General features: G+C 58.8%; 31 protein-coding genes. 3 read left to right on the top strand and 28 right to left on the bottom strand.

Annotated features, from left to right (window positions below; translation table 11 throughout):
- Positions 1 to 197: 197 nt before the first annotated feature.
- Positions 198 to 452, bottom strand: coding sequence for a hypothetical protein (locus AC1DH9_RS00585; protein ID WP_019691391.1), 255 nt, complete (start codon positions 450 to 452; stop codon positions 198 to 200).
- A gap of 33 nt (positions 453 to 485) precedes the next feature.
- A complete protein-coding gene (locus tag AC1DH9_RS00580; RefSeq protein WP_427529319.1) occupies positions 486 to 869 on the bottom strand; it encodes a DUF6124 family protein in 384 nt (127 codons plus the stop codon).
- A 449-nt stretch (positions 870 to 1,318) separates the two neighbouring features.
- Between AC1DH9_RS00580 and AC1DH9_RS00575 the strand changes: the two genes are divergently transcribed.
- Both AC1DH9_RS00575 and AC1DH9_RS00570 read left to right on the top strand, forming a co-directional pair.
- Positions 1,319 to 1,915, top strand: a complete 597-nt coding sequence (locus AC1DH9_RS00575; RefSeq protein WP_427537799.1) for a helix-turn-helix transcriptional regulator — start codon at positions 1,319 to 1,321, stop codon at positions 1,913 to 1,915.
- Positions 1,908 to 2,786 carry a queuosine precursor transporter gene (locus AC1DH9_RS00570; protein WP_427537802.1) on the top strand — a complete coding sequence of 293 codons (879 nt, stop codon included), beginning with the start codon at positions 1,908 to 1,910 and terminating at the stop codon, positions 2,784 to 2,786. Before AC1DH9_RS00575 ends, AC1DH9_RS00570 begins: the two co-directional genes overlap by 8 nt.
- A 47-nt stretch (positions 2,787 to 2,833) precedes the next feature.
- Here the strand turns inward: AC1DH9_RS00570 and queC are convergent, their stop codons facing one another.
- The 7 genes from queC to AC1DH9_RS00535 all read right to left on the bottom strand — a co-directional run bounded on the left by queC (position 2,834) and on the right by AC1DH9_RS00535 (position 7,830).
- Entirely contained in the window at positions 2,834 to 3,532 is a 699-nt protein-coding gene (gene queC, locus AC1DH9_RS00565; RefSeq protein WP_477807649.1) for a 7-cyano-7-deazaguanine synthase QueC, read from the bottom strand.
- 101 nt (positions 3,533 to 3,633) lie between these two features.
- Positions 3,634 to 3,894 (bottom strand): bacteriocin immunity protein, encoded by a 261-nt coding sequence (locus AC1DH9_RS00560; RefSeq protein ID WP_427537808.1) that lies wholly within the window; start codon positions 3,892 to 3,894, stop codon positions 3,634 to 3,636.
- Positions 3,891 to 5,228: an S-type pyocin domain-containing protein gene (locus AC1DH9_RS00555; protein WP_427537811.1), complete on the bottom strand. Its 1,338-nt coding sequence runs from the start codon at positions 5,226 to 5,228 to the stop codon at positions 3,891 to 3,893. The genes AC1DH9_RS00560 and AC1DH9_RS00555 overlap by 4 nt, the downstream gene beginning before the upstream one ends.
- A 297-nt stretch (positions 5,229 to 5,525) precedes the next feature.
- Complete coding sequence (locus AC1DH9_RS00550; RefSeq protein WP_427537814.1) at positions 5,526 to 5,804, bottom strand: DUF6953 family protein; 279 nt, start codon at positions 5,802 to 5,804, stop codon at positions 5,526 to 5,528.
- 28 nt (positions 5,805 to 5,832) lie between these two features.
- Positions 5,833 to 6,144: a (2Fe-2S) ferredoxin domain-containing protein gene (locus AC1DH9_RS00545; protein WP_427537817.1), complete on the bottom strand. Its 312-nt coding sequence runs from the start codon at positions 6,142 to 6,144 to the stop codon at positions 5,833 to 5,835.
- A 19-nt stretch (positions 6,145 to 6,163) separates the two neighbouring features.
- Positions 6,164 to 7,060, bottom strand: a complete 897-nt coding sequence (locus AC1DH9_RS00540) for a DMT family transporter (protein ID WP_427537820.1) — start codon at positions 7,058 to 7,060, stop codon at positions 6,164 to 6,166.
- A complete protein-coding gene (locus tag AC1DH9_RS00535) occupies positions 7,060 to 7,830 on the bottom strand; it encodes an iron-containing redox enzyme family protein (RefSeq protein ID WP_477807648.1) in 771 nt (256 codons plus the stop codon). The genes AC1DH9_RS00540 and AC1DH9_RS00535 overlap by 1 nt, the downstream gene beginning before the upstream one ends.
- A 131-nt stretch (positions 7,831 to 7,961) precedes the next feature.
- On the opposite strand from AC1DH9_RS00535, the gene AC1DH9_RS00530 reads away from it, so the two are divergent.
- Positions 7,962 to 8,885 carry a LysR family transcriptional regulator gene (locus AC1DH9_RS00530; RefSeq protein WP_427537826.1) on the top strand — a complete coding sequence of 308 codons (924 nt, stop codon included), beginning with the start codon at positions 7,962 to 7,964 and terminating at the stop codon, positions 8,883 to 8,885.
- A gap of 109 nt (positions 8,886 to 8,994) precedes the next feature.
- Here AC1DH9_RS00530 and AC1DH9_RS00525 read toward each other — a convergent pair whose 3' ends face one another.
- From AC1DH9_RS00525 to AC1DH9_RS00435, 19 genes are all read right to left on the bottom strand, one after another.
- Positions 8,995 to 10,221, bottom strand: coding sequence for a beta-ketoacyl-ACP synthase (locus AC1DH9_RS00525; protein WP_427537828.1), 1,227 nt, complete (start codon positions 10,219 to 10,221; stop codon positions 8,995 to 8,997).
- A complete protein-coding gene (gene fabG, locus AC1DH9_RS00520; RefSeq protein ID WP_054595253.1) occupies positions 10,221 to 10,949 on the bottom strand; it encodes a 3-oxoacyl-ACP reductase FabG in 729 nt (242 codons plus the stop codon). Before fabG ends, AC1DH9_RS00525 begins: the two co-directional genes overlap by 1 nt.
- Positions 10,946 to 11,422 (bottom strand): hotdog family protein, encoded by a 477-nt coding sequence (locus AC1DH9_RS00515; RefSeq protein WP_427537831.1) that lies wholly within the window; start codon positions 11,420 to 11,422, stop codon positions 10,946 to 10,948. The genes fabG and AC1DH9_RS00515 overlap by 4 nt, the downstream gene beginning before the upstream one ends.
- Complete coding sequence (locus AC1DH9_RS00510; RefSeq protein WP_427537834.1) at positions 11,419 to 12,615, bottom strand: beta-ketoacyl-[acyl-carrier-protein] synthase family protein; 1,197 nt, start codon at positions 12,613 to 12,615, stop codon at positions 11,419 to 11,421. Before AC1DH9_RS00510 ends, AC1DH9_RS00515 begins: the two co-directional genes overlap by 4 nt.
- Positions 12,612 to 13,097, bottom strand: a complete 486-nt coding sequence (locus AC1DH9_RS00505) for a DUF3261 domain-containing protein (RefSeq protein ID WP_427537837.1) — start codon at positions 13,095 to 13,097, stop codon at positions 12,612 to 12,614. Before AC1DH9_RS00505 ends, AC1DH9_RS00510 begins: the two co-directional genes overlap by 4 nt.
- Positions 13,097 to 13,837 (bottom strand): class I SAM-dependent methyltransferase, encoded by a 741-nt coding sequence (locus AC1DH9_RS00500; RefSeq protein ID WP_427537840.1) that lies wholly within the window; start codon positions 13,835 to 13,837, stop codon positions 13,097 to 13,099. Before AC1DH9_RS00500 ends, AC1DH9_RS00505 begins: the two co-directional genes overlap by 1 nt.
- On the bottom strand, positions 13,834 to 15,081 hold the full coding sequence (locus tag AC1DH9_RS00495) for an NAD(P)/FAD-dependent oxidoreductase (protein WP_427537843.1): 1,248 nt from the start codon (positions 15,079 to 15,081) through the stop codon (positions 13,834 to 13,836). The genes AC1DH9_RS00500 and AC1DH9_RS00495 overlap by 4 nt, the downstream gene beginning before the upstream one ends.
- Positions 15,068 to 16,228, bottom strand: coding sequence for a sodium:proton antiporter (locus AC1DH9_RS00490; protein WP_427537846.1), 1,161 nt, complete (start codon positions 16,226 to 16,228; stop codon positions 15,068 to 15,070). The genes AC1DH9_RS00495 and AC1DH9_RS00490 overlap by 14 nt, the downstream gene beginning before the upstream one ends.
- A complete protein-coding gene (locus tag AC1DH9_RS00485) occupies positions 16,225 to 18,564 on the bottom strand; it encodes an MMPL family transporter (protein WP_477807647.1) in 2,340 nt (779 codons plus the stop codon). The genes AC1DH9_RS00490 and AC1DH9_RS00485 overlap by 4 nt, the downstream gene beginning before the upstream one ends.
- Positions 18,548 to 19,117 carry an outer membrane lipoprotein carrier protein LolA gene (locus AC1DH9_RS00480; protein WP_427537960.1) on the bottom strand — a complete coding sequence of 190 codons (570 nt, stop codon included), beginning with the start codon at positions 19,115 to 19,117 and terminating at the stop codon, positions 18,548 to 18,550. The genes AC1DH9_RS00485 and AC1DH9_RS00480 overlap by 17 nt, the downstream gene beginning before the upstream one ends.
- A 176-nt stretch (positions 19,118 to 19,293) precedes the next feature.
- Positions 19,294 to 19,719 (bottom strand): acyl-CoA thioesterase, encoded by a 426-nt coding sequence (locus tag AC1DH9_RS00475; protein WP_019691416.1) that lies wholly within the window; start codon positions 19,717 to 19,719, stop codon positions 19,294 to 19,296.
- A complete protein-coding gene (locus tag AC1DH9_RS00470) occupies positions 19,712 to 21,256 on the bottom strand; it encodes an HAL/PAL/TAL family ammonia-lyase (RefSeq protein ID WP_427537853.1) in 1,545 nt (514 codons plus the stop codon). Before AC1DH9_RS00470 ends, AC1DH9_RS00475 begins: the two co-directional genes overlap by 8 nt.
- A complete protein-coding gene (locus AC1DH9_RS00465) occupies positions 21,237 to 22,184 on the bottom strand; it encodes an LpxL/LpxP family acyltransferase (RefSeq protein ID WP_427537856.1) in 948 nt (315 codons plus the stop codon). The genes AC1DH9_RS00470 and AC1DH9_RS00465 overlap by 20 nt, the downstream gene beginning before the upstream one ends.
- Entirely contained in the window at positions 22,181 to 22,915 is a 735-nt protein-coding gene (locus AC1DH9_RS00460; RefSeq protein ID WP_427537859.1) for a glycosyltransferase family 2 protein, read from the bottom strand. Before AC1DH9_RS00460 ends, AC1DH9_RS00465 begins: the two co-directional genes overlap by 4 nt.
- 164 nt (positions 22,916 to 23,079) lie before the next feature.
- Complete coding sequence (locus tag AC1DH9_RS00455) at positions 23,080 to 24,759, bottom strand: ApeI family dehydratase (RefSeq protein ID WP_427537862.1); 1,680 nt, start codon at positions 24,757 to 24,759, stop codon at positions 23,080 to 23,082.
- Entirely contained in the window at positions 24,756 to 25,301 is a 546-nt protein-coding gene (locus tag AC1DH9_RS00450) for a COG4648 family protein (RefSeq protein ID WP_427537865.1), read from the bottom strand. Before AC1DH9_RS00450 ends, AC1DH9_RS00455 begins: the two co-directional genes overlap by 4 nt.
- Positions 25,298 to 25,552: an acyl carrier protein gene (locus AC1DH9_RS00445; RefSeq protein ID WP_054595266.1), complete on the bottom strand. Its 255-nt coding sequence runs from the start codon at positions 25,550 to 25,552 to the stop codon at positions 25,298 to 25,300. The genes AC1DH9_RS00450 and AC1DH9_RS00445 overlap by 4 nt, the downstream gene beginning before the upstream one ends.
- Positions 25,553 to 25,561: 9 nt before the next feature.
- Positions 25,562 to 25,822: a phosphopantetheine-binding protein gene (locus AC1DH9_RS00440; RefSeq protein WP_054595267.1), complete on the bottom strand. Its 261-nt coding sequence runs from the start codon at positions 25,820 to 25,822 to the stop codon at positions 25,562 to 25,564.
- A partial coding sequence (locus AC1DH9_RS00435; protein ID WP_477807646.1) for a lysophospholipid acyltransferase family protein occupies positions 25,803 to 26,468 on the bottom strand: 666 nt, incomplete at its 5' end. The genes AC1DH9_RS00440 and AC1DH9_RS00435, both read right to left, overlap by 20 nt.

The raw sequence follows: 26,468 nt of genomic DNA, 5'->3' as shown, positions 1-26,468 counted from the left end.
GCGAAGCAGTCGTCAATCCTGCCTCCACGGTTAACCTGAAAAAACGTGACGTCTGATTTTACGACTGCTTCGCAGCCGAACGCAGGCTTCGCCAGCTGCTACGAATTGTGAACAGGCTTAACTGACTGGCATCCAGCCGAAAGGCGCCCTTTGTCGTATAAAAAACAGGCGATCCCACTGGGATCGCCTGTTTTTTTTTACGCCGAAATCTGCGCCTGTAATCGTCGCCCGACGACATCCAGCAAATCGCAGCCATCGCGCAATGACGTCACCAGCACCCGCGCCAGCTCACTATGAATGCCCTCGCTGAACGCGAAACACTCCAGCAGCTGGGTTGCGGTGCGGATGCGGTAGGCCGCAGTGTCGTGCAACACGTCCAGCGGTGCTTCGGTGTCGATCAGCAATGATGGGATGGTGCAGTCGATGCCGGTGATAGGCATATATCGATCCATGAAAACCTCCACTCGGTAAAAGAGCGCGACCACTCAGTGGGCGCTGTTGGACGGAACTTCAGGCAACTCCTCGGGCGGGTCCAGGTTATCCAGCGCCCGGTTTACCAATAACTCACCCAGCAAGGCCAACTGCTGAATCGCCAACGCCATATTACGGTGCGAGCCTTCAAGTTCGGCGGCGAAGTCGGTGGTCATGACGTTCAGCGAGGCCAGGGTTTCACAGGCGTGACAGAGCAGGGATTCGGTGTCGACATTCGGGATGATTGTGAACACGTGGCTGATGGGGTCGGGGCGGCCTGGATTGCGCAGGCGGGCGCTGACGGAGCGTTCGGCGACTTCGGTGAGTTTGGATAAATCGGCGGTGTCGTCGGGCGAACGGTCGGGCGATTGCGGGGAGTTGGCAGTGGTCTTTTTCATGACGGAGCTCCTTGCAAGGTTTAGGAAGGTGCCAGTCCCTTGGCAGCTTTACGTGAGTTGATGGGGCGGTCTATTTATTACCAGAAAATTCAATTTTATTAATCAAATAAATGAACATCTGTGTAATTAAATGATTCATGCGTGACCGGTTATGGGTGGTGTTCAAATAGCGCCCTTTCTAGCTATCTAGGTTTTGCCGATATTAAGCTAGTCAGTCACTTCTTAATTGATGTAAGAGAATTCACTAATTTGAGTGGGCGACATCCGTAGGACTTTGCGTCACAAGTAATGGCGTGAAACATTGTTTGACGGCTGTTCTGTATGCTTGCACTATTATTTTTGTGTGGGCGGCAAATATGTAGGGCGCTGGTCTCGCAAAGATTCACCTCCGTAGTCATTCAGCTAGGGTGTGTGGTTTGTTGCAATTATAAGCAAGTGGTAGATATTTAATGTACAGGAAAGACAAGGCAGAAAAACTGAAAAATAACATTAAGTACCTCATGAAGAGTCGCGGAGAAACGCGGCTGTCTTTGTGCAATTCCAGTGGTTTGACCAGAACGACGATCTATAACATTCTGGAAGGGAGGGTAGTCAATGTACAGCAGTCTACTGTTCGCAAAATATCTGATTTTTTTGGCGTGTCTTATAAGGAAATAGAGACTGTTGATTTTGAAGAGAAAGAAATAATAGAGAGTAGTGTTTCTCTGCAAGGGAATATGAACCCTGCAGCGGTCCCGGTGATTAGAGAGAGTCTACTGATTCAGAGTCTGGACAAAAGAATTGGTGAGTTGGCCACGACGCATCCTCTAACCTATTATTTTGGTACGGCCTGCAATTTAATAGGTGTGCTTCTGGAGAACGAAATTAGTGGGGTAAATGAGGCAGGTGATCTCTTGATAGTGAAAAAGGGGCTGTCGAGTAGCAATAAAGAAAAGCTGGTGTACGACAAAGCAACGGGAAGGTTATCTATAGGCAGTGGGTTGTGTTTTGATTCTGATAGCGTTTGTGTTGTTGGGGATATCATGGAGGAGAGGTTTAATGGTTAGTGATACTGAAATCGAAAACAGTAAGTACAAGCTGTTAGGGTTCGAAAATAGCAAAAGCCTTGCTGTCATTATGGTGATCTCTACTGGTAAGGTTATTAAGGTAAAGTTAAGTGAATTGTTGAAAAGTGAAATAGTGGATAATTTGAATAGGATGGAAGTAAAAAATATATGCAAGAAGTTTTATTCCGGTGGGGCTGCGTTAACTGCATATGAAATAAAAGATCGTCATGAAAGGTCGTGGATGACTTATGTTGTTCTCAATCTGCTACTGTTTGTGCTTTATATTTTTACGAATGTTGCTGCAACCAAGCTTGTTTATTTGGAGCGATTTGATGTTGTTGTCACTCCAGGTGTTTTTCTATATCCACTGACATTTTTAATAGTCGATCTGTTAAACGAGTCTTATGGGCTTAAGCTCGCAAGGAAGGCCATATTATTTGCCTTTGCAAGTAATGCTCTGATAATTATATTATTGAGTGCTACTAGCTATTTCCCCGGCTTGCCAGGCTGGAAGCTTGATGAGTCCTATAGCTTAGTCATTACTCATGTGTCGTCTGTATTGCTAGCGTCTTCTGTTTCTTTTCTTTTTTCTGAATACGTGAATTCGTACTTGTTATGTAGAATTAAAGAGCTTACAAATTCCAGATTTTTATTTTTACGTGTGTTTTTTAGTACTTTTTTTGCGGTGATAATAGACAGCTTTCTTTTTTGCTTTATCGCGTTTTATGGTGCTATGGAAAACAGAGATATACTCAATATAGTTTACGTGCAGATAGTTATAAAGATGTGCTTCGCGGTTTTTAACGTTTTGCCAGCCTACGGCGCCAGGTCATTATTTAAAAGGTACATAGCTGGAGCCCAAGCTGCATAAGGATAGGGGGATGGTTGTTAGTAATACATCCCCCTGCTCAAGGGTAGCTATTTCAATTCTAGCTTGTTTTTTAGATTGTTCATGATTTCTGCTCTGTTTTCCAGATACTCATTCAATCCTTTTGCACGAAGATTACAAGCATCGCAGTCGGCGCAGCCACTTCCTTGTATTCCGTTATAGCAAGACAGTGTGTGGTAACGAATCAAGTCCAGTTGGTTGTGGTAGTCGGCAAGGGCCCAGGTTTCCGCCTTGTTTAACCACATAAGCGGCGTTTCAATGCGCAACTTATAGTCCATGCCCAATTCTATGGCGTTATTTAAAGCCTTTACAAATGCATCCCGGCAATCCGGGTAGCCAGAAAAATCAGTTTCACAAACACCTGTAATTACAGTTTGAGCGCCCACTTGATAGGCATAAATAGACGCCAAGGTTAAAAACAGAATATTCCTGCCGGGTACGAACGTGCTTGGCAGACCGTCCCCGGAACTGTCTGTGGTTGGGACTGGAATGTTGTCCCGGGTCAAGCTGCTGATGGCCAGTTCATTCAGCAATGAAACGTCCAGTACTTTATGCACCGTCACGCCAAGCTTTTTCGAAAGCTGTTGCGCCACTTCAATTTCCGCGCGATGGCGCTGGCCATAATCAAACGTAATGCAGTGTATTTMATCGTAGTGTGGCAATGCATGGATCAAGCAGGTTGTTGAATCTTGCCCGCCACTAAAAACGATGACTGCTTTGTTGGTCATATTTTCGTTCCTTGATTAATATAGTAAGCGCGATGTTCGAAACAAAAGGTCGAGGTCCAGCCATCACCTTCACCTCATTCCCGCCCTATTGTCCTTTTGGATCACTCGCCTTTGAATCCCGGCAAGCCCTGAGCTGCACGCCATTCCTTTACCGCTTTCAATACCCCTCTCGGCGAATCATCCTCGCCGTTCTCTGGGTAATAGATCCAGTCAGATGCAGCAGCGTAACCCGTCGCCTCGATGAAGCGTTCTAAAAGCTCGTCCTGGTATGCCTCTGTACCGACTGCGCTGCAAATCTCTTTGATCAGTTCGAGAAATTCGCCCTCTGTGTATTCTGAAAGACTACTTTTAGGTCTGATCATTTCGGGCTCCTGTGTGTGTCAATGTGGTGTTTCGGGGTCATGGCGCTGAGATTATCGATATCGTAAACCTCTCCACCTTCTGAAACGGGTATTGCGTGGTGTAGTTCGAAGGATCGTCGTTGACCTACGGTATCGACGGCTTTTGCGCGTGGCGCCATACCTTCGAGCATTCGGGCTTTGTTGCTTTCATTGAATTGGCTAGCCAGTTCGGTGTCACCTCCGACTGCCGTCCAAAATGACTTCCTAAAAGCATCAAAGTCCCTAAACGTTTGTCCCCTTAACTGATCAGCAATCCGCGTTGGAATAGGTGCACCTGATCCAGTACCCGCCCCAGCAAGCCAAACCCCCGACACATCCTCACCCACTCCCGTAACGCCACCAGGCTCATACCGGGCGTTGAGCACGATGTAGATCGGCGCAAGCCCCGCATCCGCAGGAAACCAGATAATCGCATCCTGGTACTCAGGCGGATGCTCCGGGTTCACCAATACTTTGTTGGCTTGCTCAGTGGGCGGATACACCCACACCGTCGGCAATTGCGGGGCGCCTTCCAGCGCGGGAATGCCGGGTACATCGTCAGGATTCGCTGCTGGGGTCCAGGTCAGGCCGATCCCGTTGCCGATGTCGGCAACAAACTTTTCGCCGTCCTGAATGGCTTTGATGACCGGGACAAACTCCCAGTCTTTCTTCCCGCCCGTGTAGAAGCCGTAAGCGCTGACGGATCCGTCCGGCAATGTCTTCACGTTGACGCGGACACGGGTTCGCCCGGTATCCAGCGTTGCGTACTGTTCGTTTTTGTAGAAGGCGCTGTCGGGAGAAAGGCTGGTGTTCGGCATCAGTAGCGCAACGGTGCCAACCGCTGTGCCTGCTGCAACAACTGCAGATTCTGTCAGCAGGGTGAGTGCGAGCGAGCCGCCGAGACGTTGGGCAATGGCGCCACCGGTTGCCGAACCACCGACCAGTTTCAGGGGCATCCCTTCGGCGGTGATCGCTGCGCCGGTGCCAAGCACCGCCCACACGCCGTAGTTAGCCAGTTTCTCGAGGGGGACAAACCCTGACGGGTTGTTGTGATTGATGACGCCGTCGGGGAGGTTGCAGCTTTTGGCGAATACACAACCTTTGGTATTGGGTCGTTTCTGCTTTTCGAATAGTCTGGCGAGACTGTTTTCAGAGGCCTGTTGCCTGGCAAGCATGTCGTCGTAAGACCTTTGTCTAGCGTCACGCTCAGTGATCTCGGCCGGGGTCATGTCTCGCAGGTAGCGGACTCCGTTTCCACTACCGCCACCACCAGTGCCATGTTTCCAGACTTGGGGTATGTCCTTGTTGCGAGCCATGGGTGTCCTTGTTCGTCCTTGGAGGAGTCCCGGCATTTAGCTGCGGGACATTGACCCTACCGGGACGCTCAAGCTGTGGCTGTGGGACGATTCCGAAATGCGGTGCTCCGTTTTCCGTTTGTGTCATTTCTTTGCTGGGGGAAATGAAAAGATCGCAGCCTGCGGCAGCTCCTACGCCGATTTTTGTAGGAGCTGTCGCAGACTGCGATCTTTTGATCTTGATGTGGCGCTTACGACCAACGCCGAAAGATCAGCGACGTATTAACCCCGCCGCATGGTATCCGTCGGGATAGCTTTTCAGCGGCTCACGCGTATGTCTGCCGGATCTTGTGCGGTTCTTGGCCTCCATAGTTGAAAGCTTCGGCTCCATACCACGTACTCGGCAGTCAGTGCTTTAAAGGCTTCGAGTATCGGCTTGTTCACGGCCCAATTGCCGTGGCGATTTTGGTACACATGAGCTTCGCCGAACATCAGGCGGATCTCCCGCACGGCGACAGCTTGCGGCAGACAGTCTTGTTTACGGTACTCGGCCATCATCCATTGGGCGATGCGCATGTCATTATCTGTCCAAGTCATGACGCGGATTCCTGCTGAGGTCCCTGAGTCACAATTGCTGATCAGGACGGAAGAGGTGTTGATCGAGAATGCGTTCAACCTGTTGTGGCGTCTTGCACGAGAACCACAGGTTAGCTGGGTAAATCACCATGACCGGGCCTTGGTCGCAGCGGCCCAGGCAGCCCGATGCGTTGGCGCGCGATGTTCCTGGCTCACCCATTTTGGCGAGCTTGCATTTTGCTGCGCTGAGCAGTTCATGAGCGCCTGAGCCCGAGCAACTACGGCGGCCATCGGGGCGCAAGTTGGTGCAAATCAGCACATGGTGCTCGTAGGCCAACGTCGGATTTTCTGCGTCATTCATAGGTGGTCACGACCTCTGTTCAAACTTCGTCGGCAGGAACCGCGACTTTCGATGGTTCCAGATTGAGGGCGAGTACGCTCATCAGCACAATGACCGTTCCGACGATCACCATGGCCGAAGGGCGTTCGCTCAGAAGCAGTGAGGCCATCAACATGGCTGTGGGCGGTATCAGGTAAAGCGAAATGGAAGCGCGGCTCACATTGCTGTGCGCCAGTACGTATGCCCAGGCGAGGTACGCAAGGGCGCTGGGGAAGATGCCCAGAATGAGTACCGCCAGGTTGACCGAGGTTGAGGCATTTTGCGCTGCGCTCCACAGCCCCGGGACATATACAAGCAGCAGTACCGTGCCCGACCAGATGGTGTAACACACCATCGTCAGCCCGTCGTAACGATGGGTATGGTGTTTTTGCAAGGCGAAATACAGACTCCATGAAAACGCCGCCAGCAGGATCAGCAGCCCGTGTGCGTCCAGTTCACCAAAACCACGGTCTCCGGTGACTACCACAGCGGCGCCGAGCAGGCCGCACAGCACACAGATCCATTGCCAGCCGTTGACCCGATCCTTGAACGCGGAATGCGCCAATAACGTGCTGAACAGCGGCGTGGATTGTGCCAGTACGCTGGCGGCCCCAGCGCTAACACCTCGTTGGCCGTAGTTGAGGGCTATGTGATGCAGGCTGACAGCAAAAAAGCCCAGCACCGCCAGCAGCGGCAGGTCTTTCAGGCGTGGCAGGGAAATACGCATCACTGATGCGACTCCGGCCATGAACGTTGAGGCGATGAGAAATCGCATCAGTGCGAGATGACCCGGCTCGTAAGCCTTTAGTCCGATGTGGATTCCAATGGGGGAATAGGCCCAGCAAAGAATGACAAAGATCGCCGCCAACGTGATTTTTAAGCTGGGCGTTGTATTCATCAAATCGTCATCTTGGAAGCAACACGACTTTGCACGCTGGGCATGGCGTGAGCTATTGYGTTCCAGTATTGCTCAGTGATGTCCAGGAAGCGGTTGAATGAAGCGCGGACTTCCTCTATGTGCTGGTCGGTGGTGCATTCCTGGGTGGCGGCTTTCACGGCCTGGATTTTGTGTTCTTTTTCCGCATCCCCGATGTGGATGTAGAAATACTCGCAGTGTTCATGAAAGTCGTCGTTATTGGCATACAGGTGCTTATAGTTGCGCGCTCCTTCGTACAAACGAGTGAGCATCGAATAGGCCAACCACTCCTGAGCCAACAATGTGCCGAGCACATGGCGCGGATTACTGTTGTGGCCACCGTCGGTGTAAAGACTCAATTGTTCGCGACTAAACGTGTGGGTACTTTCCAGCACAGGCAAGGCCATGAGTTCGTCCATGCTGTATGGCCGATCTGCAAGACGGCTGAGAAGGTCGATCAGATAACTTTCCAGCAGGGCGAGGTGGGCCTTTTCCGGGTTACCGTAGCCCATTTCGGAGTACAGGTTTTTGACGATTTCGACCTGAGCGTACAAGTCGTCCGTGCCCACAAATGACAGGGCAACCATACGAGAAGTCTGCGTCGTACGGGCCAGGTAGTTTCGGGCGAACACCTCAACGTCGCCGAGGGAGAGTGTGCCTCCCATCCATCGTTGGTAGAACGTGTTATTCAAGGCGTTATGGGTGAACACGCTTTCGGCGAGGCACTGGATTTTGCGCTGAGATAACTCCATGAGAACTCCTGTTCATCGGGGAAATGAAGGCGCGATAGCATCCGTGCAACGTGCGCCGATTGAAGTATCAAAAACACGCAGCCTCACTACAAGTGACTTAAACTGACCCATGCATTCACTTTGGGTGAGCTATGGAATTGTCCCAACTGCGCATGTTTAAGACGGTTCACGACGTCGGCAGCATCGCGCGCGCCGCCGAGTTGCTGCACTGCGTGCCGTCCAATATCACTGCACGCCTCAAGTCCCTGGAGCGTGAGCTCGGCACACCGCTGTTTTTCCGCGATGGTCGAGGGTTGCGGATCACTCCTGCCGGGGAGGTATTTCTTGAGTACGCGACGAAAATCCTGTGTTTGGCTGATGAAGCCCGGCGCGCGGTAGCGCCCACCAATACGCCTGGCGGTCCCCTGCGCATTGGCGCCATTGAGTCTAGTGCTACGGGACGGTTACCCCGATTATTGGCCAAGTACCATGCGCTGTACCCGCAGGTGTCGCTGGAGTTGAGCACCGGCACCTGGGCTCAACTGCTGGACGATATTCAGCATCACCGGCTTGATGGGGTGATCGTGGCGGTGAACATTGAACGCCCCGGTCTCAAGCGTGCAGTGATCTACCGTGAAGATTTAATTCTCATCGCGTCCGCGTCCCATGGGCCTTTACGCAAGGCGGCGGATTTGCAAGGGAAGGAAATTTTCATGTGGCCCCCCGGCTGTCCGTACCGGTTGGCACTGGAGCAGTGGCTGTTGCGCCATGATCAGGTGTTGCCGATCGTCAGCATTGCAAGCTATGGCACCATAGTGGGCTGTGTCAGTGCTGGTGCAGGGGTTTCGCTGGTTCCTCGCGGGATCTATGAGCAATACCGTCACAGTGCGGGTTGGCAAGGATATGAATTCCCGGATCTGACGAGTATCGACAACCTGTTTTACTGGCATGAAAACGCAGGTCGACACCCAGCTCGGGAAGCGTTTTTGGCACTACTGCAGACAGAGTTCGAGGGCCCAACGGCGTTGGAGGGGGACATCGATACGACGCAGCCTCCTGCAAAACCCGCGTCTTGAATGACTGAGCCTTCGCCAAATCCCCCTCAACGCAATCCCGCCCATGTTCGCCTCGGCGTGACATTTATAGGTCTTGGTATCGGGGGGTTCTTGACCTTGAAGTTTTAAGTTACGACCAACGCCTAAAGATCAGCGACGTATTAACCCCGCCAAAAGCGAAGTTGTTGTTCATCACGTACTGGCAGCTCATCTCACGGAACTCGCCGCGCAGGTAGTCCAGTTCGCCGCAGCGTGGATCGATGTCGTCGAGGTTGAAGGTGTGCACGTACTCGTCGCTGTTCATCATTTCGATGCTGAACCAGGACTCCAGTGCACCGCAGGCGCCAAGGGTGTGACCGAGAAAACTCTTCTGCGAGCTGATTGGCATGTGGCTGCCGAACAGGCTGCTGGTGGCCAGGGTTTCCGCGATGTCGCCTTGCTCGGTGGCGGTGCCGTGGCCGTTCACGTAGCCGATGGCCGAGGGCTCCAGCCCCGCGTCTTCGAGTGCCAGCTCCATGGCTCGACGCATGGTGATCTGCTCTGGGCGGGTGGCGTGCTGGCCGTCGGCGTTGCTGCCAAAACCAACGATTTCGGCGTGGATATGCGCACCACGGGCCAGCGCGTGTTCGAGTTCTTCGAGCACCAGCATGCCGCCGCCTTCACCGATCACCAGGCCATCGCGCGCACTGTCGTAAGGSCGTGGGCTGGTTTTCGGGGCGTCGTTTTTCAGGCTGGTGGCGTAGAGCGCGTCGAACACCATGGCYTCGGTCGGGCACAGCTCTTCGGCGCCGCCGGCGAGCATCAGCGGCAGGCGGCCGAACTTGATCGCCTCGTAGGCATAACCGATGCCCTGGCTGCCACTGGTGCAGGCGCTGGAGGTCGGGATCAAGCGCCCGGTGAGGCCAAAGAAAATGCTGATATTGGCCGCTGTGGTGTGCGGCATCATCCGCACGTAGGAATTGGCGTTCAAACCTTCAGCCACTGAATTGAGCAGCATCTTGCCGAACGCCTTGATCTCCTCGGTGCTGCCGGTGGATGAGCCGCAGGACACGCCCATGCGGCCGTCCTTGATCGACTCGTCACCGAGCAGGCCGGCATCGGCCAGCGCCTGTTCTGCCGCGCCGACCGCCAGCCGGGAAACCCGGCCCATGCTGCGCAATTGCTTGCGGGTCCAGTGGCTCGGGACGGTGAAATCATCGATGGGCCCGGCCAGGCGCGTGTTCAGTTCGATGAAGCGATCCCACTCGTCCATACGGCGGATGCCACTGCGATTGGCCTTGAAGTTAGCGCGAATGGTCTCCCAGTCGCTGCCCAATGAGGTGATGCCGGCCATGCCGGTGACAACGACGCGTTTCATCAGCACAGGCCTCCGTTGACGGCCAGCACCTGCCGGGTGATATAGCCCGCTTCGGCGGACATCAGGAAGTTCACCGCGCCGGCCACCTCTTCAGGGGTGCCCATGCGTTGTGCGGGAATCATTTTCAGCAGCTCTTCCACGGGGACGTTTTCGTCGAGCATCGCCGTGTCGATCAGCCCCGGCGCAACACAGTTGACGGTGATCTTGCGTTTGCCCAGTTCGATTGCCAGGGCCTTGGCGGCGCCGATCAACCCGGCCTTGGAGGCGCTGTAGTTGACCTGCCCACGGTTGCCGATCAACCCGGAAACCGAGGTGATGCACACGATCCGCCCGGCGGCGCGGCGGCGAATCATCGGCATCATCACCGGGTGCAACACGTTATAAAAACCGTCGAGGTTGGTGCGCATCACCACGTCCCAGTCGTCCTCGCTCAGGGCCGGGAAGGCACCGTCGCGGGTCAGGCCGGCGTTGAGCACCACGCCGTAATAGGCGCCGTGGGTTTCCACGTCGGCTTCCAGATGTGCCTTGCAGCTGGCACGATCCGAAACGTCGAATTGCAGGATGCGCGCGCGGCGACCCAATGCTTCGATTTCGGCCTGAACGGCTTCGGCGTCGCTGCGACCGCTTCGGCAATGCAGCACCAGATCAAAGCCGGCCTGGGCCAGGCGTAGTGCGATGGCGCGGCCGATACCACGGCTGGAACCGGTGACCAGTACGGATTCAGTCAAGACTGGACTCCAGTAGTGCTAGAAGAGTGGGATTCATGTAGGTAGTGAGCCGACTGAGGTGGGCAGAACACATTCAGACGGGCCGTGGCATGAATGCCGGGTGCCGTCAGGTGGCATTCGAAAACGCCCATGCCGTTGTCGTCTTCGAGCGAGCGCAGGGCGTGGATCGTCAGTTCGCTGCCGACCGGAAAGTGTTCCACATTACATTCAAATTTACGCGTACCGAGCAGGAATCCAAGCTCAACCGCATTGCCTCGCTCACGTGCGCGACAACCGGCGTACGCTGCCACGCTTTGCGCCATCAGCTCGATGCCGACCCAGGCTGGCAAACTGCCGTCGGGTTGGTTGAACAGGCCACCGGGCTTGACGGTGAGGCGGGTGTGAATCTGTTCTTCGTCGAACGACAGCACGTGATCGATAAGGATCATGTCACCCGCGTGGGGCAGCAGTTCGGCGAGAGGCCAATCAATCATTGGGCGTCTCCGATAATCAGGCTGACGTTGTTGCCACCAAAGGCAAAGGAGTTACTCATCAGGCAACGTGCAGTGCGTTGTTCCAGGCGATCAGCAGCGGTCACAAAACTCAGCGCTGGCAGCTGCGGGTCGGGCTGACCGTCCCAGACCTGCGGTGGCAGCGCGTGTCGGGTATTTTCGCGGCTCAGGCTCAACCAGCAGAACGCCGCTTCCAGCGCCCCGGCCGCGCCGAGGGTGTGGCCGGTCATGGGCTTGGTTGACGAGCAGGGCACGCCCGCCGGGAACAGGCTGTTGACCGCCAGGCTTTCCATGGCGTCGTTGTGTTGGGTGGCGGTGCCGTGCAGGTTCAGGTAGTTGATCCGCTCAGGCGCTAAACCGGCGCTGCGCAAGGCCTTGTTCATCGCTTGCAGGGCACCGCGCCCGCTCGGTTCAGGGGCGGAAATATGGTGCGCGTCGGAGCTGGCACCGCTGCCCAGCAGGGCAATCGGTTGGCTGCTGCCGAGGTGTTTGCTCATCAGGAACAGTACCGCCGCTTCGCCGATGTTGATGCCGTTGCGATTGACCGAGAACGGATTGCAGCGCTGCTCGGATACCGCATCCAGCGCCGAAAAACCGTTGAGGGTCAGTTTGCACAGACTGTCGACGCCGCCACACAGCACCGCATCACACATGCCCATGTCGAGCAGTCGCTGAGCACTCATCAATGCGCGGGCACTGGAGGTGCAGGCCGTAGAAATCACATAGGCCGGGCCGCTCAGTTGCAGCCAGTCGGCGAGGAAGTTCGCCGGGGCGCCAAGTTCCTGTTGTTGGTAGTCGTATTCTGGCGGGAACTGACCGTCCCGCAGGTAATGGGCAATCCCGCGACTGGCTTCGTCGATGCCCGAGGTGCTGGTGCCCAGGACGATGCCGATGCGTCCACGGCCATAGGTCTGAATGGCCTGTTCAATGTCTTCGCGGATTTGCAGCGCGGCGTCCAGCAGCAACTGATTGTTGCGGGTGTTGTGCTGCTTCAGTGCAGCCGGGATCGCGGGCAACTCACCGTGTACCGCCGCCACCGGCAGCGAACGTTCAGGCACCCAGCCGGCCTCGACACGGATTCCCGAGCAGTCGCCGGCAAACAGCTTGCGGGCCACTTCGTGTTTGTTGCGGCCCAGGCTGCAGATCAGCCCGAGGGCGTTCAGGTAGGCCGTCATGGTGCAGTCTCGGCGGTCAGCGGGGTAACGTGATAGTTCAGCTGTTCGGGCAGCGTCAGCACGAAGTCCGACGGGCTTCGATACAGCACCTGCCAGTGTGGCGTCAGCGAGCGTAAAGCCGCGTGATGCCGGGCGGCAGGATAATTATTGAGCAACTCGGCCTCCGGTGTCAGGGCGAACAACAACGCTGCAAACAACTGGCGCGCTTCCGGGTTGGGCGGCAGCAAGCCGTCGGCCTGCCACTGGTTGTCGACCAGGCGCTGGCGAGCCACCGGAATGCCCAGTGGGTCCATCAGCGACCAGCGAATACCGGCACCTTCGCGCTGGATCACCAGCAACCAGTCCTGGCGCTGATCGGCCCGTTGCCGCTCGACATGCAATTGCAGCGGCAAGGCCAGTGTCGGGTTGCGCTCGGGCAGCGGCGGCTGGCTGGCGCAAGCGCTCAGCAGCAAGGCACAGCACACGAGCAGGAGGCGAATCATCAGCGCTTACCTTCGAGCGGTTTACGGGCAACCACGTTGACCAGGGTTTCTTCCCGTTGGCCAGGCGGTTTTGGGCGGCGCAGTCCAAAGCGTTCGAGCAGACCGAAATCCTTCGCGCGACTCCACCACAGATAAGGGTAGGACACGTTTTGCGGGCCGAATTCAAAACCCTGCTGGCGAATCATCTGCAAATAACCGTCGGCGCTCTTTTGCACGTGCATCGGGTGGCGGAACAACCAGCGAATCACCCAGGTGTCGATGTAGGCTTCGGTGGACTCGGCAAACATCAGATAGCCGCCCGGCTTGAGCACCCGATAGAACTCGGCGAGGGCTTGCTCCTGTTCCACCAGGTGGTGGAAGGTCTGGTGGCAGAACAGCAAATCGACGCTGGCGTCCGGCAGTTTGAGGGTCGCGCAATCGCTGCCGATCAGTTCGACGTTGATGTTCTGGCGCTGCGCCTCTTCGCCGCTGAGCATCAGGCTGTGCGGGTCGGCGTCGAGGCCGATCAGCCGTTGCGGGGCAAACACCTGATGCAGGTACTGGAACGACTTGCCCTGACCGCAACCGGCATCCAGCAGCACTGGACGGCTCGGCAGTGCTTCGCTGAACAAGCTGTGCAGGTCGTTGATTGCTACCCGCAGCACGTGGTGCTGCCAGGTGAAGCTGCGCAGGAACCAGAACCCGAAGCGGGTTTCTTCGACGTAACTGTCGCTGAGGTACTGTTGTTCGGTGTCACTCACGTTGCATCACTCGCACAAATCTCCGAGAGCATGCGCAACCGGCGCTTGGGCTCGCTGACGAATGGGTTGCGTTCGTCCCAGGCATAACCGGCGAGGATCGCGCTGATCATGCGGCGGATCTCCGGAGCGCTGCCGGGGTGGTAGATCACATCCTGGAAGGTCCCGGCGTACCAGCCTTCGACGTAGCAGCGGAAGGTATCGACACCGCGCTTCAGTGGCACGGCAAACTCGCGTTGCCAGTCCACGGTTTCGCCTTGCAGTTGGCGATGYAGAACGCCGGCGGCCATGCTCGCCGAACGCATGGCGATGGTCACGCCGGAGGAAAACACCGGATCGAGGAATTCTGCGGCGTTGCCGAGCAAGGCGAAGCCCGGGCCGTGCAAGGTTTTGACGTTGGCCGAGTAGCCGCCGATGGTCCGCGCGGGTGTGTCCCAGTGGGCGTTTTTCAGCACTTTGGCCAAGCTTGGGGTTTCGGCGATGAAGCCACGCAGGCATTCGTCGAGATCGTCGCCGCGGCCTTCGAAGTGTTCGGCGGCGGCAACCACGCCCACCGAGCAGCGACCCTGGCTGAACGGGATGGTCCAGAACCAGATGTCGCGCTGGGTCGGGTGGGTGGTGATGAGGATCTTTTCACGGTCGAAGTGCGGGCCGTCGATGTGGTCTTCGATGTGGGTGAACACGGCCTGGCGCAGCGGGAAGTTCGACGGTGCTTCAAGGTCGAGCAAACGCGGCAAGACGCGGCCGTAACCGCTGGCATCGAGCACGAAGTCGGCTTCCAGGCGGTATTCGCTGCCGTCTTCACGGCGAGCGCTGAGCTGGGGTTTCGCCCGCTCGAAGTCGGCACTGATGATCGTCTCGCCGTAACGGATTTCCACCCCTTGCAGCGCTGCCTGATCGGCCAGCAGTTTGTCGAAATCAGCGCGCTGGACCTGGAAGGTGGTCGGCTTGCCGTTGCTGAAGGTGTCGCCGAAATCGAACGTACTGTAGCGCTCGCCCCAGGCGAAAGCCGCGCCGTTTTTCAGCTGGAAGCCGGCGGCTTGTACCGCTTCGAGCATGCCGGCTTCTTCGACGAAATCCAGGCAGTGCGAGAGCAGGCTTTCGCCGATCGAAAACCGTGGGAAGTGCTGACGTTCAATGATCAGCACGTCATGGCCGTTACGCTTGAGCAGCGCGGCGGCGATGGCGCCCGATGGGCCGGCACCGATAACGATGACCTGGCGTCGTTCCGTATCAACTGTTGGCACTGGTGCTCCTTGCCGGGGCGGCGAGCTGTGAGGGGAGGCGGTGCACACCGGCGAGTGCCGGCAGCAGTGTTGCGATCAAACCCATCAGCATCAGCGCGAAATACAGCGCGGGACTGATCAGCTGTTGTTGCAGCAGCAGATTGAGAAAGACGATCTCGCTCAAGCCGCGAATGTTCAACAGCAGACTTTCGCGCCAGCGGTTGGCGCCGACAAACGATGTTCCGGCCCAACCGAGGCCGACCCAGTTACCCAGCAGTTTGCTGGCGATAGGAAACACCAGCAGCGCACCGAGCTGCATCCAGCTGAGGCTGTCCATGGCGCTGTGCACGTTGATCTGCACAATGCCGAAGGTCAGGATCAGCGGGATTGCAATGCTGTTCTGCAAGCGACTCAGCCAGGCTGCCGGTAACGGTAGCACCAGCGGTAGTTTGAGGGCAGCCATGCACAACAGATAACCGATGCCGAAAATCAGCGCATTGAGTTTGAAGTGTTCCGCTACCACCAGCAGCGCGAAGAAGCCCAGGCTGTGCAGCAGCGGCTGGCGTAACCCGAGCACACGCAGCAGCAACGGCAGGCAGGCGCCGGCCAGCGGCAGCAACAGGCTGCTCAGGTGCAGGCTGCCTTGGGCGAAGGCGAACAGGCTCCAGCAGGTCAGGTCGATGAGGATGGCGGTTTGCACCAGTCGGCGGATTGCGGCGGGTGGATAGTTGATGTGCCGCAGGTACAGATACAGCACCGGAATCGCCGTGATCGCGAACAACAGGCCGACCGCCAGCGAGCTCAACCATGGCTGATCCGGCAGCAACCAAATGGCTGTTGCCAGGCCACAGGCGAACGGAATGCAGAAACTCGGGAAGGCGATTTTCAGGCTCTGGCGGTCCAGCTTCAGGTCGATAACGTCGCTGAGAATATGCCCCAGCAACAGCGCGAAACTCAGGCTGTAGAGGTTTTTCAGCCAGTCCGGCGAGACCAGTTCGGCACCGTTTAACTGCCAGTACGGTTCAATCCAGAAATACATCAACAGCGGCAGGCCGAAGGTCGCCAGCAGCAACTGGCTGACAATCGGGATCAAGCCAAAATGACGCCCGACGCGAGTCGCCACGGCGAACAGCGCCAAGGCCAGCAGCCAGAACAGCACGGTCATCATGCTGCCGGCTCCGCAACGGGCGCGGCGTGCGCCGAAGGTTTGGCCCACGGCGCGAGGATGAAGCTGAAGGCCAGCCCGAGGCTCACCGAAAGGCCGAAGTTGCTCACCGCCGGGGTGCTGGAAATCGCCAGCAGACCAAACGACAGCCACGTCGTCGCCGCCGCCAGCAGCGTGCCTAACAGGCTCACGGYGGCACCGCCGATTTGCTCGCGCATGAGGATCGCGTAATCGACACTGATCGCTGTCACCAGCAGCAACCCGAACACGCTGAACAGTGTCAGCGGCTGCCCCAGCCAACCGAGGCTGGCCAGGCTGCACAGGGCCGCCAGTAATGGCAGCGCGACGAGCCGCAGGGCGCCGCCAAAACCGAAGGGCAGAATCAGCAGCAACACGATCAATGCGCAGGACATCAGTTTCAGTTCAGCCGCGCTGATCTGGGTGGCGGCGAAGACCTTGTTCAGGTCGTCCAGACGATCCACCAACTGCACACCCGGCAAGTCCAGCGCTTGCACCCGCAGCAGCGCGGTATCGTTCAAGCCTTGCAGGCTGACCATCGCCGCCACGCCGCCATCCGTAGCGCCCAGCCACAGCGGGYGCCACGGCTCGGCCAAGGGCCCGACCAGCGCTGCGTCGATGTCTTCGACCGGCAAGGCCTGCAACTGCGTCAGTTCGGCTTGCAGTGCGGTGGCCGGGATGCCGAGGTCGAGCAACGGTTGCCAGAATGCCGGGAGTTTATTCAGGGCGTCGCGAACCTGTTGCTGCTCGGAAGGCAGGCTGACCAGTTGGCTCAGCGCCAGGTAGCCTTTGAGCTTGTCCAGATTGACCAACTGATCCAGTCGGTCGCTGAGGGCTTTCTGGCGCTCGAGCAGTTGCTGCTGGTTGGCCGCGCGCACCAGGAAGAACTGGCTGGTGGGTTGATAGCCGGTGATCCGCGCAATGGTCTGCGCTTCGTTCATCAATTGCGGCGGCGCACTGACCCACTGACGGATGTCGTTTTTCGTGGTCAGGTGCCACAGGCCACCCGCACAAAAGACCAGGACCAACATCAGCAGGACCGAACTGCGCACGCGTTTGAGCAGCGCTGCACGCATGTTCACCAAAAACTCGGCCACCCGCAGCGGCCACTGCGCGGGTCGCAGGTCCGCACCCTTGAGCAGCGCCGGCAACAAGCACACCGCCGACAGGTAGGCGCCGAGCAGACCGGCGGCAGAGAACACGGCTATCTGGGTCAGCGCCGGGAACGGTGTCCAGGCCAGTGCCAGATAACCGATGCAACTGGTGGCCAGGCTCAGGGTCAGCCCCGGCAAAGTCACGCGCAGTGCGGGCCAGCTGTGCCAGGGTTTCAGGCTCCAGCTCTTGGACAGGTAATGCAGCGGGTAGTCGACCGCGACGCCGATCAGGCTCGATCCGAGCACCAGGGTCATCACGTGCATATGGCCAAACAGTGCGACGCAGGCCACCGCACCAAACAGCATGCCGACCAATACAGGGATGAAGGCCAGCAACACGCGGAATCTGCGAAATGCCAGCAACAGCAGCAACAGGATGCCGACGGTTGCGCCACCGCCGACCCAGGTAATTTCGCGGGTCGCTTGCTGCTGACCGTTGGCGGCGTACAGCAGGCCGCTGGCGGCGAGTAGTTGCACGTCGGCCTGCGCCGCTTCTTCGCGGCTGTGCTTGAGCAGCTCGGCGACCTTCAGCGGCAGTTGCATGTCGAACGCGTTGCCGCTGGTGCGGGCTCGCAGCATGACCCAGCTTTTGCCGTCGGCGTCGGCGACCAATGTGCCGCTGCCAATGTCCAGTTGCACTGAACCGTGCTGCGGCTGGCTGTTTTGAATGCGTCCGGTCAGGCCCAGCCAGTCATCCTGGCTCGGCACCAGGCTGAAACCGGTAAAGGGGTCGAACAGCGCTTGCACGCGCTGCTGGATGAAGGCTTGCGGTTGTTCGATCAACTGTTGCCGATCGGTGGCCGAGAGCATCGCCAACCGACCTTGCAGCAACTGCGTGCGCAACGCGGGCAAGTCGGCTTGCAGGTTCCATTGGACCTTCTCGAACAGTCCGCTGGCCAGCCACTGTTCGCCGAGTTTTTGCGTCATGGCGATGGCTTGCGGGCGATCGGTGTGGCCAACCAGCACCAGCATTTCGCGGTTCAGCGGTTCCTGCATGCGCTGTTCGGCCTTGAGCTCCAGCGCGTCCGGCGCGGTGCCCGGTACCAGATCCATCAGGTTGGCCGACAGCGGTGCGCCGTCGTGCCATTGCCAGCCGGCGAGTGCAAGCACCGCCAGCAGCAGGGTCAGAAATAGCCGTGGAAGCCTCCGTTCACTCGGCAAAGTCATGTTGCTCCGCATCGGTCAATGGGTTGGCGCTGGTAGTGTCCTGCATGCGCAAAACGGTGCTGTCGCCCTGGGTTTCCAGCAATTCGATGCGCTGCACCAGTTCACCGCCGTCGATGTTGATCTGATTGAACACTTGCTTGAGCAGCATCGAACGCGGGGTCAGTGTGAGTTTCCAGTTGTGTGCTTCGCCGCTCAGCGATAACTCGAAATCCCGCTGCAGCCCGCTGCTGTCGCCTTGCAGTACCGCGAGGAAGATGCGGTTCTGCTCGGCGCCAGCACTTTTGCCCGGCAGCATTTGCCAGCCACTGCCGTCACGCCGTGCGATGCCCTTGGTGCTGATCCGGTAATCCTGTTGCAGCGGCGTTTTGAGCAACCACAGCAAGCCGTGATCCCTGGCCAGCACGAACGAGCCCTTGCTGGTCAGCGGTTGCGGCAGGGCACGCAGGTGTTTTTCCTGAATGAAACTGCCGTGGATCACGCTGGGTTTGGCCAGTTGGTCGCTCAGCTGTTGCAGGTCGAAGGCGTTCGCCAGCGATGAGAAGCCGAGCAACATGAGGCTCGCGACAATCGCGTAGCAGCTGGCGAAGCCTGCGTTCGGCCGCGTAGCGGTCGTAATCCGGGCTACCCGGTTTTCCTGCAAGATCGCGGTTTCAGGTTTTACGACCGCTTCGCGGCCGAACGCAGCCTGGCGGCAGCTGCTACGAAGGCGTCGCGTCAGCATCCAGAACTTCATGGCAACATCCTCTCGACCGCATCGGTAAACACCTTCGGCGACGCCAGTTGCATCTCGCGGCTGGCGACGTGCACGGCGACCTGCACCGAGCTTGCGCGGGTCAGGCGTTCACCGGTGGCGAGGTCGCTGATCAGGTAGCTGATCTTCAGACGGTTTTCCCATTCCACCAGGCTGGCGCGCACGTTAAGCGTCTGGCCGAACACCGCGCCGCGCACATAACGCAGTTGCAGGTCGATCACCGGCCACGCGTAGCCGGATTCCTGCATGGCGGTGTAGTTGTGGCCGAGCTGGTCGAGCAGGGCACAGCGGGCGACTTCCAGGTACTTCACGTAATGGCCGTGCCAGACCACGTTCATCGAATCGACGTCGAAGAACGGCACAAGGATTTGCGTATCGGCGTGAAGCACTCCCTTGCTACGCATGCAGCCTCCAGTGTTGTTCGGCGATGCGTTGCAGACACAGGCGCAATTCACCTTCCAGGGCGCGGTCTTCAATGACCGGCGCGAAGTCCTTGGCGAGCTCTGCGTGCATCGCCGCCAGCGCCGGCGGCAATGGCCGGGCGTCTTCTGCCTGGCTGCGCAACCAGACGCCTTGATTGGCTGCCAACAGGGTCGCAGCGGCAACCTGTTCGGTCAGCTCCAGTACGCGGATCGCATCACGGGCAGCGATGGTGCCCATGCTCACTTTGTCCTGGTTGTGGCATTCGGTGGAGCGTGAGAACACGCTGGCCGGCATGGTGTTTTTCAACGCTTCGGCGGTCCAGGCGCTGGTGCCGATCTGCACCGCTTTAAAGCCATGGTTGAGCATCGCGCGCTCGGCGCTGGCGCCCGACAGGTTGCTTGGCAAACCGTGGTTGTAGCGTTCGTCCACCAACAGCGCGAGCTGACGGTCGAGCAGGTCGGCAACGTTGGCCACGAGGTTTTTCAGGCTGTCCATGGCGAAGGCGATGTGCCCGCCGTAGAAGTGCCCGCCGTGCAGCACGCGTTCGGCTTCGGCGTCGATGATCGGGTTGTCGTTGGCGCTGTTGAGTTCGATCTCGATGAACGAACGCAGCCAGTTCAGGCTGTCGGCCAACACACCGAGCACATGCGGCGCGCAACGCAGCGAATAGCGGTCTTGCAGGCGATGCAGCGGTGCGGTCGGTGCGTCGATTGCCAGATCCTTGCGCAACCACGCGGCCACTTGCATCTGGCCCGGGTGCGGCTTGGTGGCGAACAGACGCTCGTCGAAGTGCTCCGGGTTACCTTGCAGGGCAACCACGTTCAGCGCAGTGATGCGCGTCGCCAGTTGCAGCAGGTAGTCGGCACGGGCGTAGGCCAGGCAGGCGAGGCCGGTCATTACCGCCGTGCCGTTCATCAGCGCCAGCGCTTCCTTGGGCCGCAGTACCAGCGGCTCCCATCCGAGTTCGCGGTGGACGTCGGCGGCCTGCCGGCGCTCGCCCTTGAACAGCACTTCGCGCTCGCCGGACAAGGTCGCGGCGACGTACGACAGCGGTGTCAGATCGCCGCTGGCGCCCACCGAACCCTCTTCCGGGATCAGCGGCAGAATGTCGTGTTCGAGGAAGGCATGCAGGCGCTCCAGCAGCTCGATGCGAACCCCGGACACGCCGTGGCACAGCGACTGCAAACGCGCCGCAAGCACCGCGCGGGTAGCCTGGGCGTCGAGCAGTTTGCCCAGGCCGCACCCGTGGAAGGTGTACAGATGACGCGGCAGCGCTTCGACATGATGCAGCGGCACCGCGACCACGCAGGAATCGCCGTAACCGGTGGTCACGCCGTAGATCACGCCTTCCTTGTCCAGCAACGAATCGAGAAACCGCGCGCCCTTGGCGATGCGCTCACGGTATTCGCTGTCGTTTTGCAGTTGCACGGGCGCCTGACGGTTGGCCAGGGCCAGCACGTCTTCGATGCGCAAAGGGAGTTCGCCGAAGGTTACCGGCTCAAGCGGATGCGTCGTCATCGGTCTTCCAGAATGGGTAAAAGTTGAACCATTGTTGGGGCGCTTCAAGGCAGCACTGGCCGAGGCGTTCGGCATAGCGCGTGGCCCAGTGGTGAATCACTTGCTCGCGGTCGCTGCGCTTCCACACCACCGCGTCGGCGAAGGGCTCGATGATCAGCCGATAGTCGCCCGCTGGTTTTTTCAGGCACATCAGAAAATTGACCGGGCACTTCAACAGGCCGGCCAGTAGCCACGGACCTTGGGGGAACGCGGCCGGATGACCGAGGAAGTCCACCGTCACGCTGCGCCCGCCGTGCAGCGGCACGCGATCGCCGGCAATCGCCAGCCACTCGCCACGCTCCAGGCGCTGGCTCAGTTGCAGCATGATCACCGGGTCCAGTTCGCTGACCTGGATCAGCCGCAGATTGGTCGCGCCCGCTTCGCCCAGCAGGCGATTGAAACGCTCGGCGTGCTTGGTGTGCACCAGCACGTTCATGGTGACCCTTTCACCGAGTTCGGCGAGGGCTCGGCAGACTTCGAGGTTGCCCAGGTGAGCGCCCACCAGCATCTGCCCGCGTGTGCCGCGCAATTGATTGCGCAACAGCGCCGGGTCGATGATTTCGATCTGTTCGATGCTCAACTTGCCGTTCCACACGTCGAGCTTGTCGAGCATGGAGTCGGCGAAGGCCATGAACTGGCCAAACACCCGCCAATGAGACGGGCGCAATTCGCTGCGGCCGCTCCAGTCGGCCAAGCGCTGCTGGTATTGCCAGGCGCTATGGCGGGCGCTGCGACCGAACAGGAAAAAGTACAAGACGATGCCGTACAGCAGCGGGCTCAACATCCGACGTCCGAGCACTTTTGCGCAGAATGCGGTGAATTTCATCAGCCAGAAACTGCCGCGTTCCTTGTGGTCGGCCCAGTGCTCGTTGTCTGCATTGATGCTCATGTTCGCCACCGTCGCCAAAGAATGACCGGCGCCCGTAACAGCATGCCGAAGAACAGGCGGGTGTGCATGCCCGTAATCAGCACATTGTCGCGAAACAGCCGAAAATGCGAGACGCCATCCTGGGGGTAGTGAACCTTGGTGTGCAGCCAGTGCATCGGCAGATTGCGCCAGGCCAGGCGCACAATGATGTCAGTGTCGAAGTCCATGCGATTGCCGATCTTCACCGAATTGATCAGCGCCAGCGTCGGCGGCAACGGGTAGAGGCGAAAACCGCACATGGAGTCGCGAATCTGCAACGAAAGGGTGTTGATCCAGACCATCACGTGCGTCAGGTAGCGGGCATACAAACGGCCCTTCGGCACACTGGCGTCGTACAGCGGGTAGCCGCAGATCAGTGCGTCGGGATGGGCGCGTGACTGCTCGATGAAGGTCCGAACGTCACTCAAGTCGTGCTGACCATCGGCGTCCACCTGCAAGGCATGACTGAAGCCCAGGCGCGAAGCTTCGCGAAACCCGCTCATGACCGCGCCGCCCTTGCCCTGATTGACGGCGAGCTTGATCAGGAAAACCTGGTCGCGCTGGGCCAGTTGTTCAAGCACTGCGGCACAGGCCGGACTGCTGGCGTCATCCACCAGAATGCACGGCAGATGGTTGGCGAGCAGCGCGTCGACCACGTTAGTGACGGCGGCTTCGTGGTTGTAGACCGGGATCACGGCACAGGGGTTATGCATCTGGGTAGCTCTCCCGAACTTGTAGCAGCTGGCGAAGCCTGCGTTCGGCCGCGAAGCGGTCGCCAAACGGGTGATCGCGGTTTTCCAGGTGTATTGAAGTCACCAAACTGCGAGCGCTGCGCGCTCGAACGCAGCCTTCGGCAGCTGCTACGGGGATTATCGAGTTATCCACAGGCGCTCTCCAGGAGTATTCGTCCACTGGAGCAGGTAGCCGTCTCATTGCGATAGGCGAAATACAATTTGCTGCGCAATGGGTCGAAGCGCAGGTGCAGTTGGATTTCGTCGCCGGGGCGCACCAGTTGCTGGAACTTCAGCACTTCCATGCCGGCAAACTTTATCGGCAGCTCCATCAGTTGCCGACCCAGGTTCAGCGCCCATTCGACTTGCACCACGCCCGGCAATACAGGCGTTTGCGGGAAGTGGCCGCTGAAGTAGGCAAGGTCCGGCGGCACTGCCAGTTGCAGGCTCCACTCGCCGTCGGCTTCGACCTGTTCCAATACGTGTGGCGCCTTTGGGCGGGGCGCCAGCAGCAGGGCTTCAACGTCGGCTTGCGGCAGTTTGCCCTGGGCGTTCAGCGGCAGTTGACGCAGCAACCGCCAGCGGCGCGGCAGGGCCAGGGTTTCGCAATGTTGGCTCAAGTGCTGACGCAGTTCCTGGGTCAGCGTACGCCGGCCTTGGTTGCGCAACGCATGCAGGCCTTGTTCGCTCAACACCAGCAAGGCACCCAGCGAGGCGCGGTTTTCCTGAACCACGCCGAGGCGCGCTTCGGCGACCCAGTCGTGGGCCATCAATGCCTGTTCCAGCATGGGCAGCGAGATACGTTTTTCTTCCAGCTTGACGATCCGGTCCAGCCGTCCGAGCAGTTCGAAACGACCGTCGGCGGCGATGCGCGCGGCATCGGCGGTGTGTTCAACGTGGTCGACCGGCAAGTACGGCGAGGCGATGAGCAGGGCCCCGTCACGGTCCTGGCTGAGCACGACATCGGCAAAGGGYTGCCAGAGATCGTCGCCCTGACGCCAGGCAATGCCACCGGTTTCCGAGCTGCCGAGAATCTCTGTCGGCCATTGTTGCAGTCGTTCGTGCAAGCGTTGCGCCGCCTCGGCCGGTAATGCGCCACCGGAGGAAAACACTCGGCGGACTGCGCTCAAGGCCGGCCAGTCGAGGTTGTCGCCCATGCGCTTGAGCAGCGCCGGGCTGGCAACCCAGGCGAAGGCCGGGTGTTCGCGGCTGGCGCGCTGCAAGTCTTCCGGGAACGCCAATTGCCGGCGTACGAACGGACGCCCGGCGCACAGTGGCCACAGCACCCGAAACAGCAATCCATAGATGTGCTGCGTGCCGACGCTGCCGATGATGCAGGCGCTGCCCAGGTCCGTGCCCCACAAGTGCTCCAGTGCCTGAACTTCATTGGCCAGTTGCCGCAGGGTTTTCTCGATGCGCTTGGGTTCGCCGCTGGAGCCGGACGTGCACAGGCTCAGGTGGCAGTGATCGAGATCCAGTTCGGCGGCAGCCAGCGGCGTCTGCTGGAAGTCAGTCAGCTGTGCGTCGTCTGCCACATCAGTCAGCCACAGGTCGACCTCCGTCGACCAGCGCAGACGGGTCTGGGGTTGCAGATCGGCGGGYAGCAGCACGCTAACCCCGGCACGCCAGGCGCCGAGCAGGGCAATCGCAAGTTGCGCGGCGTCTTCCAGGTGCACGGCGATGCGCGTTACACCTTGTGCTTGCAGGCCGGCGGCGAGGCGCAGGGCCTGGTCGCACAGGTCGGCGTGATTGAGCGCCGGATCCGTCGTGACAGCGCGCGCAGGTAGTGCCTTGAGCAACAATTGCTCAAGTTTTATCCAATTCATGGGTGGCCTCGTACCCGTTGTCGTATGAGCCATTCAATGGCAAACAGCAAACCCATTAACCCGTAGGAGATCAGGCCGGTGTACAACATCCACCAACTCAGCGGCGCCCAAAGGGTCAGGGCAGCAGCGAGCAAACCGTTACAGAGGAAAAACACACTCCAGGCGATCGTCACCTGGCGGGTATAAACAATGGCCTTGTCCGGCAGATGCGGTTCGCGCAAACGCGCCAGCCGCTCGATCATCGGTTGCCCGAACTTCAGGCTCAGGCCAAACAGCGCCAGCATGAAACCGCTCATCAGCACCGGGTACCAGCGCAACAACACAGGGCTGTCGAACAGCGCCAGCAGCAGGCAAAACGCAATGGCAACCACCGCCATCCAGAGGCTACCAGGGCGCCGTTTGCCCAGCAGCGCACGGGCCAGCCACAATCCACCCAGCAACAGACCGAACTGCCACGGGGCAAAATGTTCCATGCCGAAATACACCGCAAAGGGGTACAGCAGGCCCGCCAGCAGCAGACCGAGGCCGATCAGTCGGCTCATGCGGCCGGTTGAACCAGACGGTAGACCGCCTCGACCACGTCGCCGACGGTACGCACCGACTTGAACTCTTCAGCGGCAATTTTCTTGCCGGTCTGGCGTTTGATGTGATCGATCAGGTCGACGGCATCAATGCTGTCGATTTCCAGGTCCTGATACAGGTTGGCGTCCAGGGTCACGCGTTCGGGTTCCAGCTCAAAGAGTTCGACCAGGGCATCACGCAGGGTGTTGAAGATGTCGTCACGAGTTTGCATGGTCCGGTCTCAAGCTGCCTGTTTTGCAGTGACGAACGCCGCAAGGCTCGCCACGTTGGTGAAGTGACCACGGGTGTCATTGGCATCGGCGTCGATTTTGATGCCGTACTTTTTCTGGATCGCCAGGCCGAGCTCCAGCGCGTCGACCGAGTCCAGGCCCAGCCCTTCGCCAAATAGCGTCTGCTCGTCGCCGATGTCCTGCACACCGATGTCTTCGAGGCCAAGGGCGTCAATGATCAGCAGTTTTATCTCAAGCTTCAGATCGCTCATCTTCGGCGAGCTCCTTAATAAAGTAATGGTGAAAATAATCGTTGAGCTTGCGCGAGGCCTGCGGTGCAGGGCCCAGCGCCGCGAAGGCCTGTGGGTCTATATCGGCCCCGACACGGAAACTGAAGTGCACGCGACGTTTGGGGATCCGATACCAAGGCTCGGCCTTGGTCAGGGTCGTGGGGCTGACCTTGATGATCACCGGGGTGACGATTCTCGCACCGCGCAGCGCGATTGCCGCGGCGCCCCGATGAAAGGCCGGTGATTGGCCGGGTTGGGTGCGAGTACCTTCGGGAAAAATGATCAGGGTCTGGTCGCTTTTCAGTGCGTCGGCAGCGGCGTCGAGCATCTCCATACTGCCATCGTTGCTGATGTATTCGGTGCGACGTAACGGGCCACGGGTAAAGGGGTTTTCCCAGAGGCTTTTCTTGACCACGCAGTTGGTGTGGGGCACCAGGCCGATCAGGAATACGACATCGATCAACGAGGGATGATTGGCGATGATCATCTGCCCCGGGCGCCCGAGCTTTTCCGCGCCCTGGATGTCGTAGGTCAGCACACCTGTGCGGGCCATGAACCGGACAAAAAACCAGAATATCCGGCTGACGGTATAGCGCGCCCGTTGCCGATGGGTCTGGGCATCGCCGCC

It is taken from the genome of Pseudomonas sp. 05T35, from assembly GCF_056396605.1.
Note: the sequence above shows the minus strand (reverse complement) of the source record. Positions and strands in the feature narration are given on the sequence as shown.

Bases quoted from the DNA above. Each gene is read 5' to 3' on its own strand.
- AC1DH9_RS00510 (WP_427537834.1), bottom strand. From the start codon at position 12,615: ATGACGGCCTACCTGAACGCCCTCGGGCTGATCTGCAGCCTGGGCCGC.
- AC1DH9_RS00575 (WP_427537799.1), top strand. From the start codon at position 1,319: ATGTACAGGAAAGACAAGGCAGAAAAACTGAAAAATAACATTAAGTAC.
- AC1DH9_RS00440 (WP_054595267.1), bottom strand. From the start codon at position 25,822: ATGAGCGATCTGAAGCTTGAGATAAAACTGCTGATCATTGACGCCCTT.
- AC1DH9_RS00580 (WP_427529319.1), bottom strand. From the start codon at position 869: ATGAAAAAGACCACTGCCAACTCCCCGCAATCGCCCGACCGTTCGCCC.
- AC1DH9_RS00465 (WP_427537856.1), bottom strand. From the start codon at position 22,184: ATGAGCATCAATGCAGACAACGAGCACTGGGCCGACCACAAGGAACGC.
- AC1DH9_RS00460 (WP_427537859.1), bottom strand. From the start codon at position 22,915: ATGCATAACCCCTGTGCCGTGATCCCGGTCTACAACCACGAAGCCGCC.
- AC1DH9_RS00505 (WP_427537837.1), bottom strand. From the start codon at position 13,097: ATGATTCGCCTCCTGCTCGTGTGCTGTGCCTTGCTGCTGAGCGCTTGC.
- AC1DH9_RS00540 (WP_427537820.1), bottom strand. From the start codon at position 7,060: ATGAATACAACGCCCAGCTTAAAAATCACGTTGGCGGCGATCTTTGTC.
- AC1DH9_RS00555 (WP_427537811.1), bottom strand. From the start codon at position 5,228: ATGGCTCGCAACAAGGACATACCCCAAGTCTGGAAACATGGCACTGGT.
- AC1DH9_RS00450 (WP_427537865.1), bottom strand. From the start codon at position 25,301: ATGAGCCGACTGATCGGCCTCGGTCTGCTGCTGGCGGGCCTGCTGTAC.
- AC1DH9_RS00480 (WP_427537960.1), bottom strand. From the start codon at position 19,117: ATGTTGCTCGGCTTCTCATCGCTGGCGAACGCCTTCGACCTGCAACAG.
- AC1DH9_RS00545 (WP_427537817.1), bottom strand. From the start codon at position 6,144: ATGAATGACGCAGAAAATCCGACGTTGGCCTACGAGCACCATGTGCTG.
- AC1DH9_RS00530 (WP_427537826.1), top strand. From the start codon at position 7,962: ATGGAATTGTCCCAACTGCGCATGTTTAAGACGGTTCACGACGTCGGC.
- AC1DH9_RS00550 (WP_427537814.1), bottom strand. From the start codon at position 5,804: ATGACTTGGACAGATAATGACATGCGCATCGCCCAATGGATGATGGCC.
- AC1DH9_RS00570 (WP_427537802.1), top strand. From the start codon at position 1,908: ATGGTTAGTGATACTGAAATCGAAAACAGTAAGTACAAGCTGTTAGGG.
- AC1DH9_RS00490 (WP_427537846.1), bottom strand. From the start codon at position 16,228: ATGATGACCGTGCTGTTCTGGCTGCTGGCCTTGGCGCTGTTCGCCGTG.
- AC1DH9_RS00585 (WP_019691391.1), bottom strand. From the start codon at position 452: ATGGATCGATATATGCCTATCACCGGCATCGACTGCACCATCCCATCA.
- AC1DH9_RS00445 (WP_054595266.1), bottom strand. From the start codon at position 25,552: ATGCAAACTCGTGACGACATCTTCAACACCCTGCGTGATGCCCTGGTC.
- AC1DH9_RS00560 (WP_427537808.1), bottom strand. From the start codon at position 3,894: ATGATCAGACCTAAAAGTAGTCTTTCAGAATACACAGAGGGCGAATTT.
- AC1DH9_RS00475 (WP_019691416.1), bottom strand. From the start codon at position 19,719: ATGCGTAGCAAGGGAGTGCTTCACGCCGATACGCAAATCCTTGTGCCG.
- AC1DH9_RS00470 (WP_427537853.1), bottom strand. From the start codon at position 21,256: ATGACGACGCATCCGCTTGAGCCGGTAACCTTCGGCGAACTCCCTTTG.
- AC1DH9_RS00515 (WP_427537831.1), bottom strand. From the start codon at position 11,422: ATGATTGATTGGCCTCTCGCCGAACTGCTGCCCCACGCGGGTGACATG.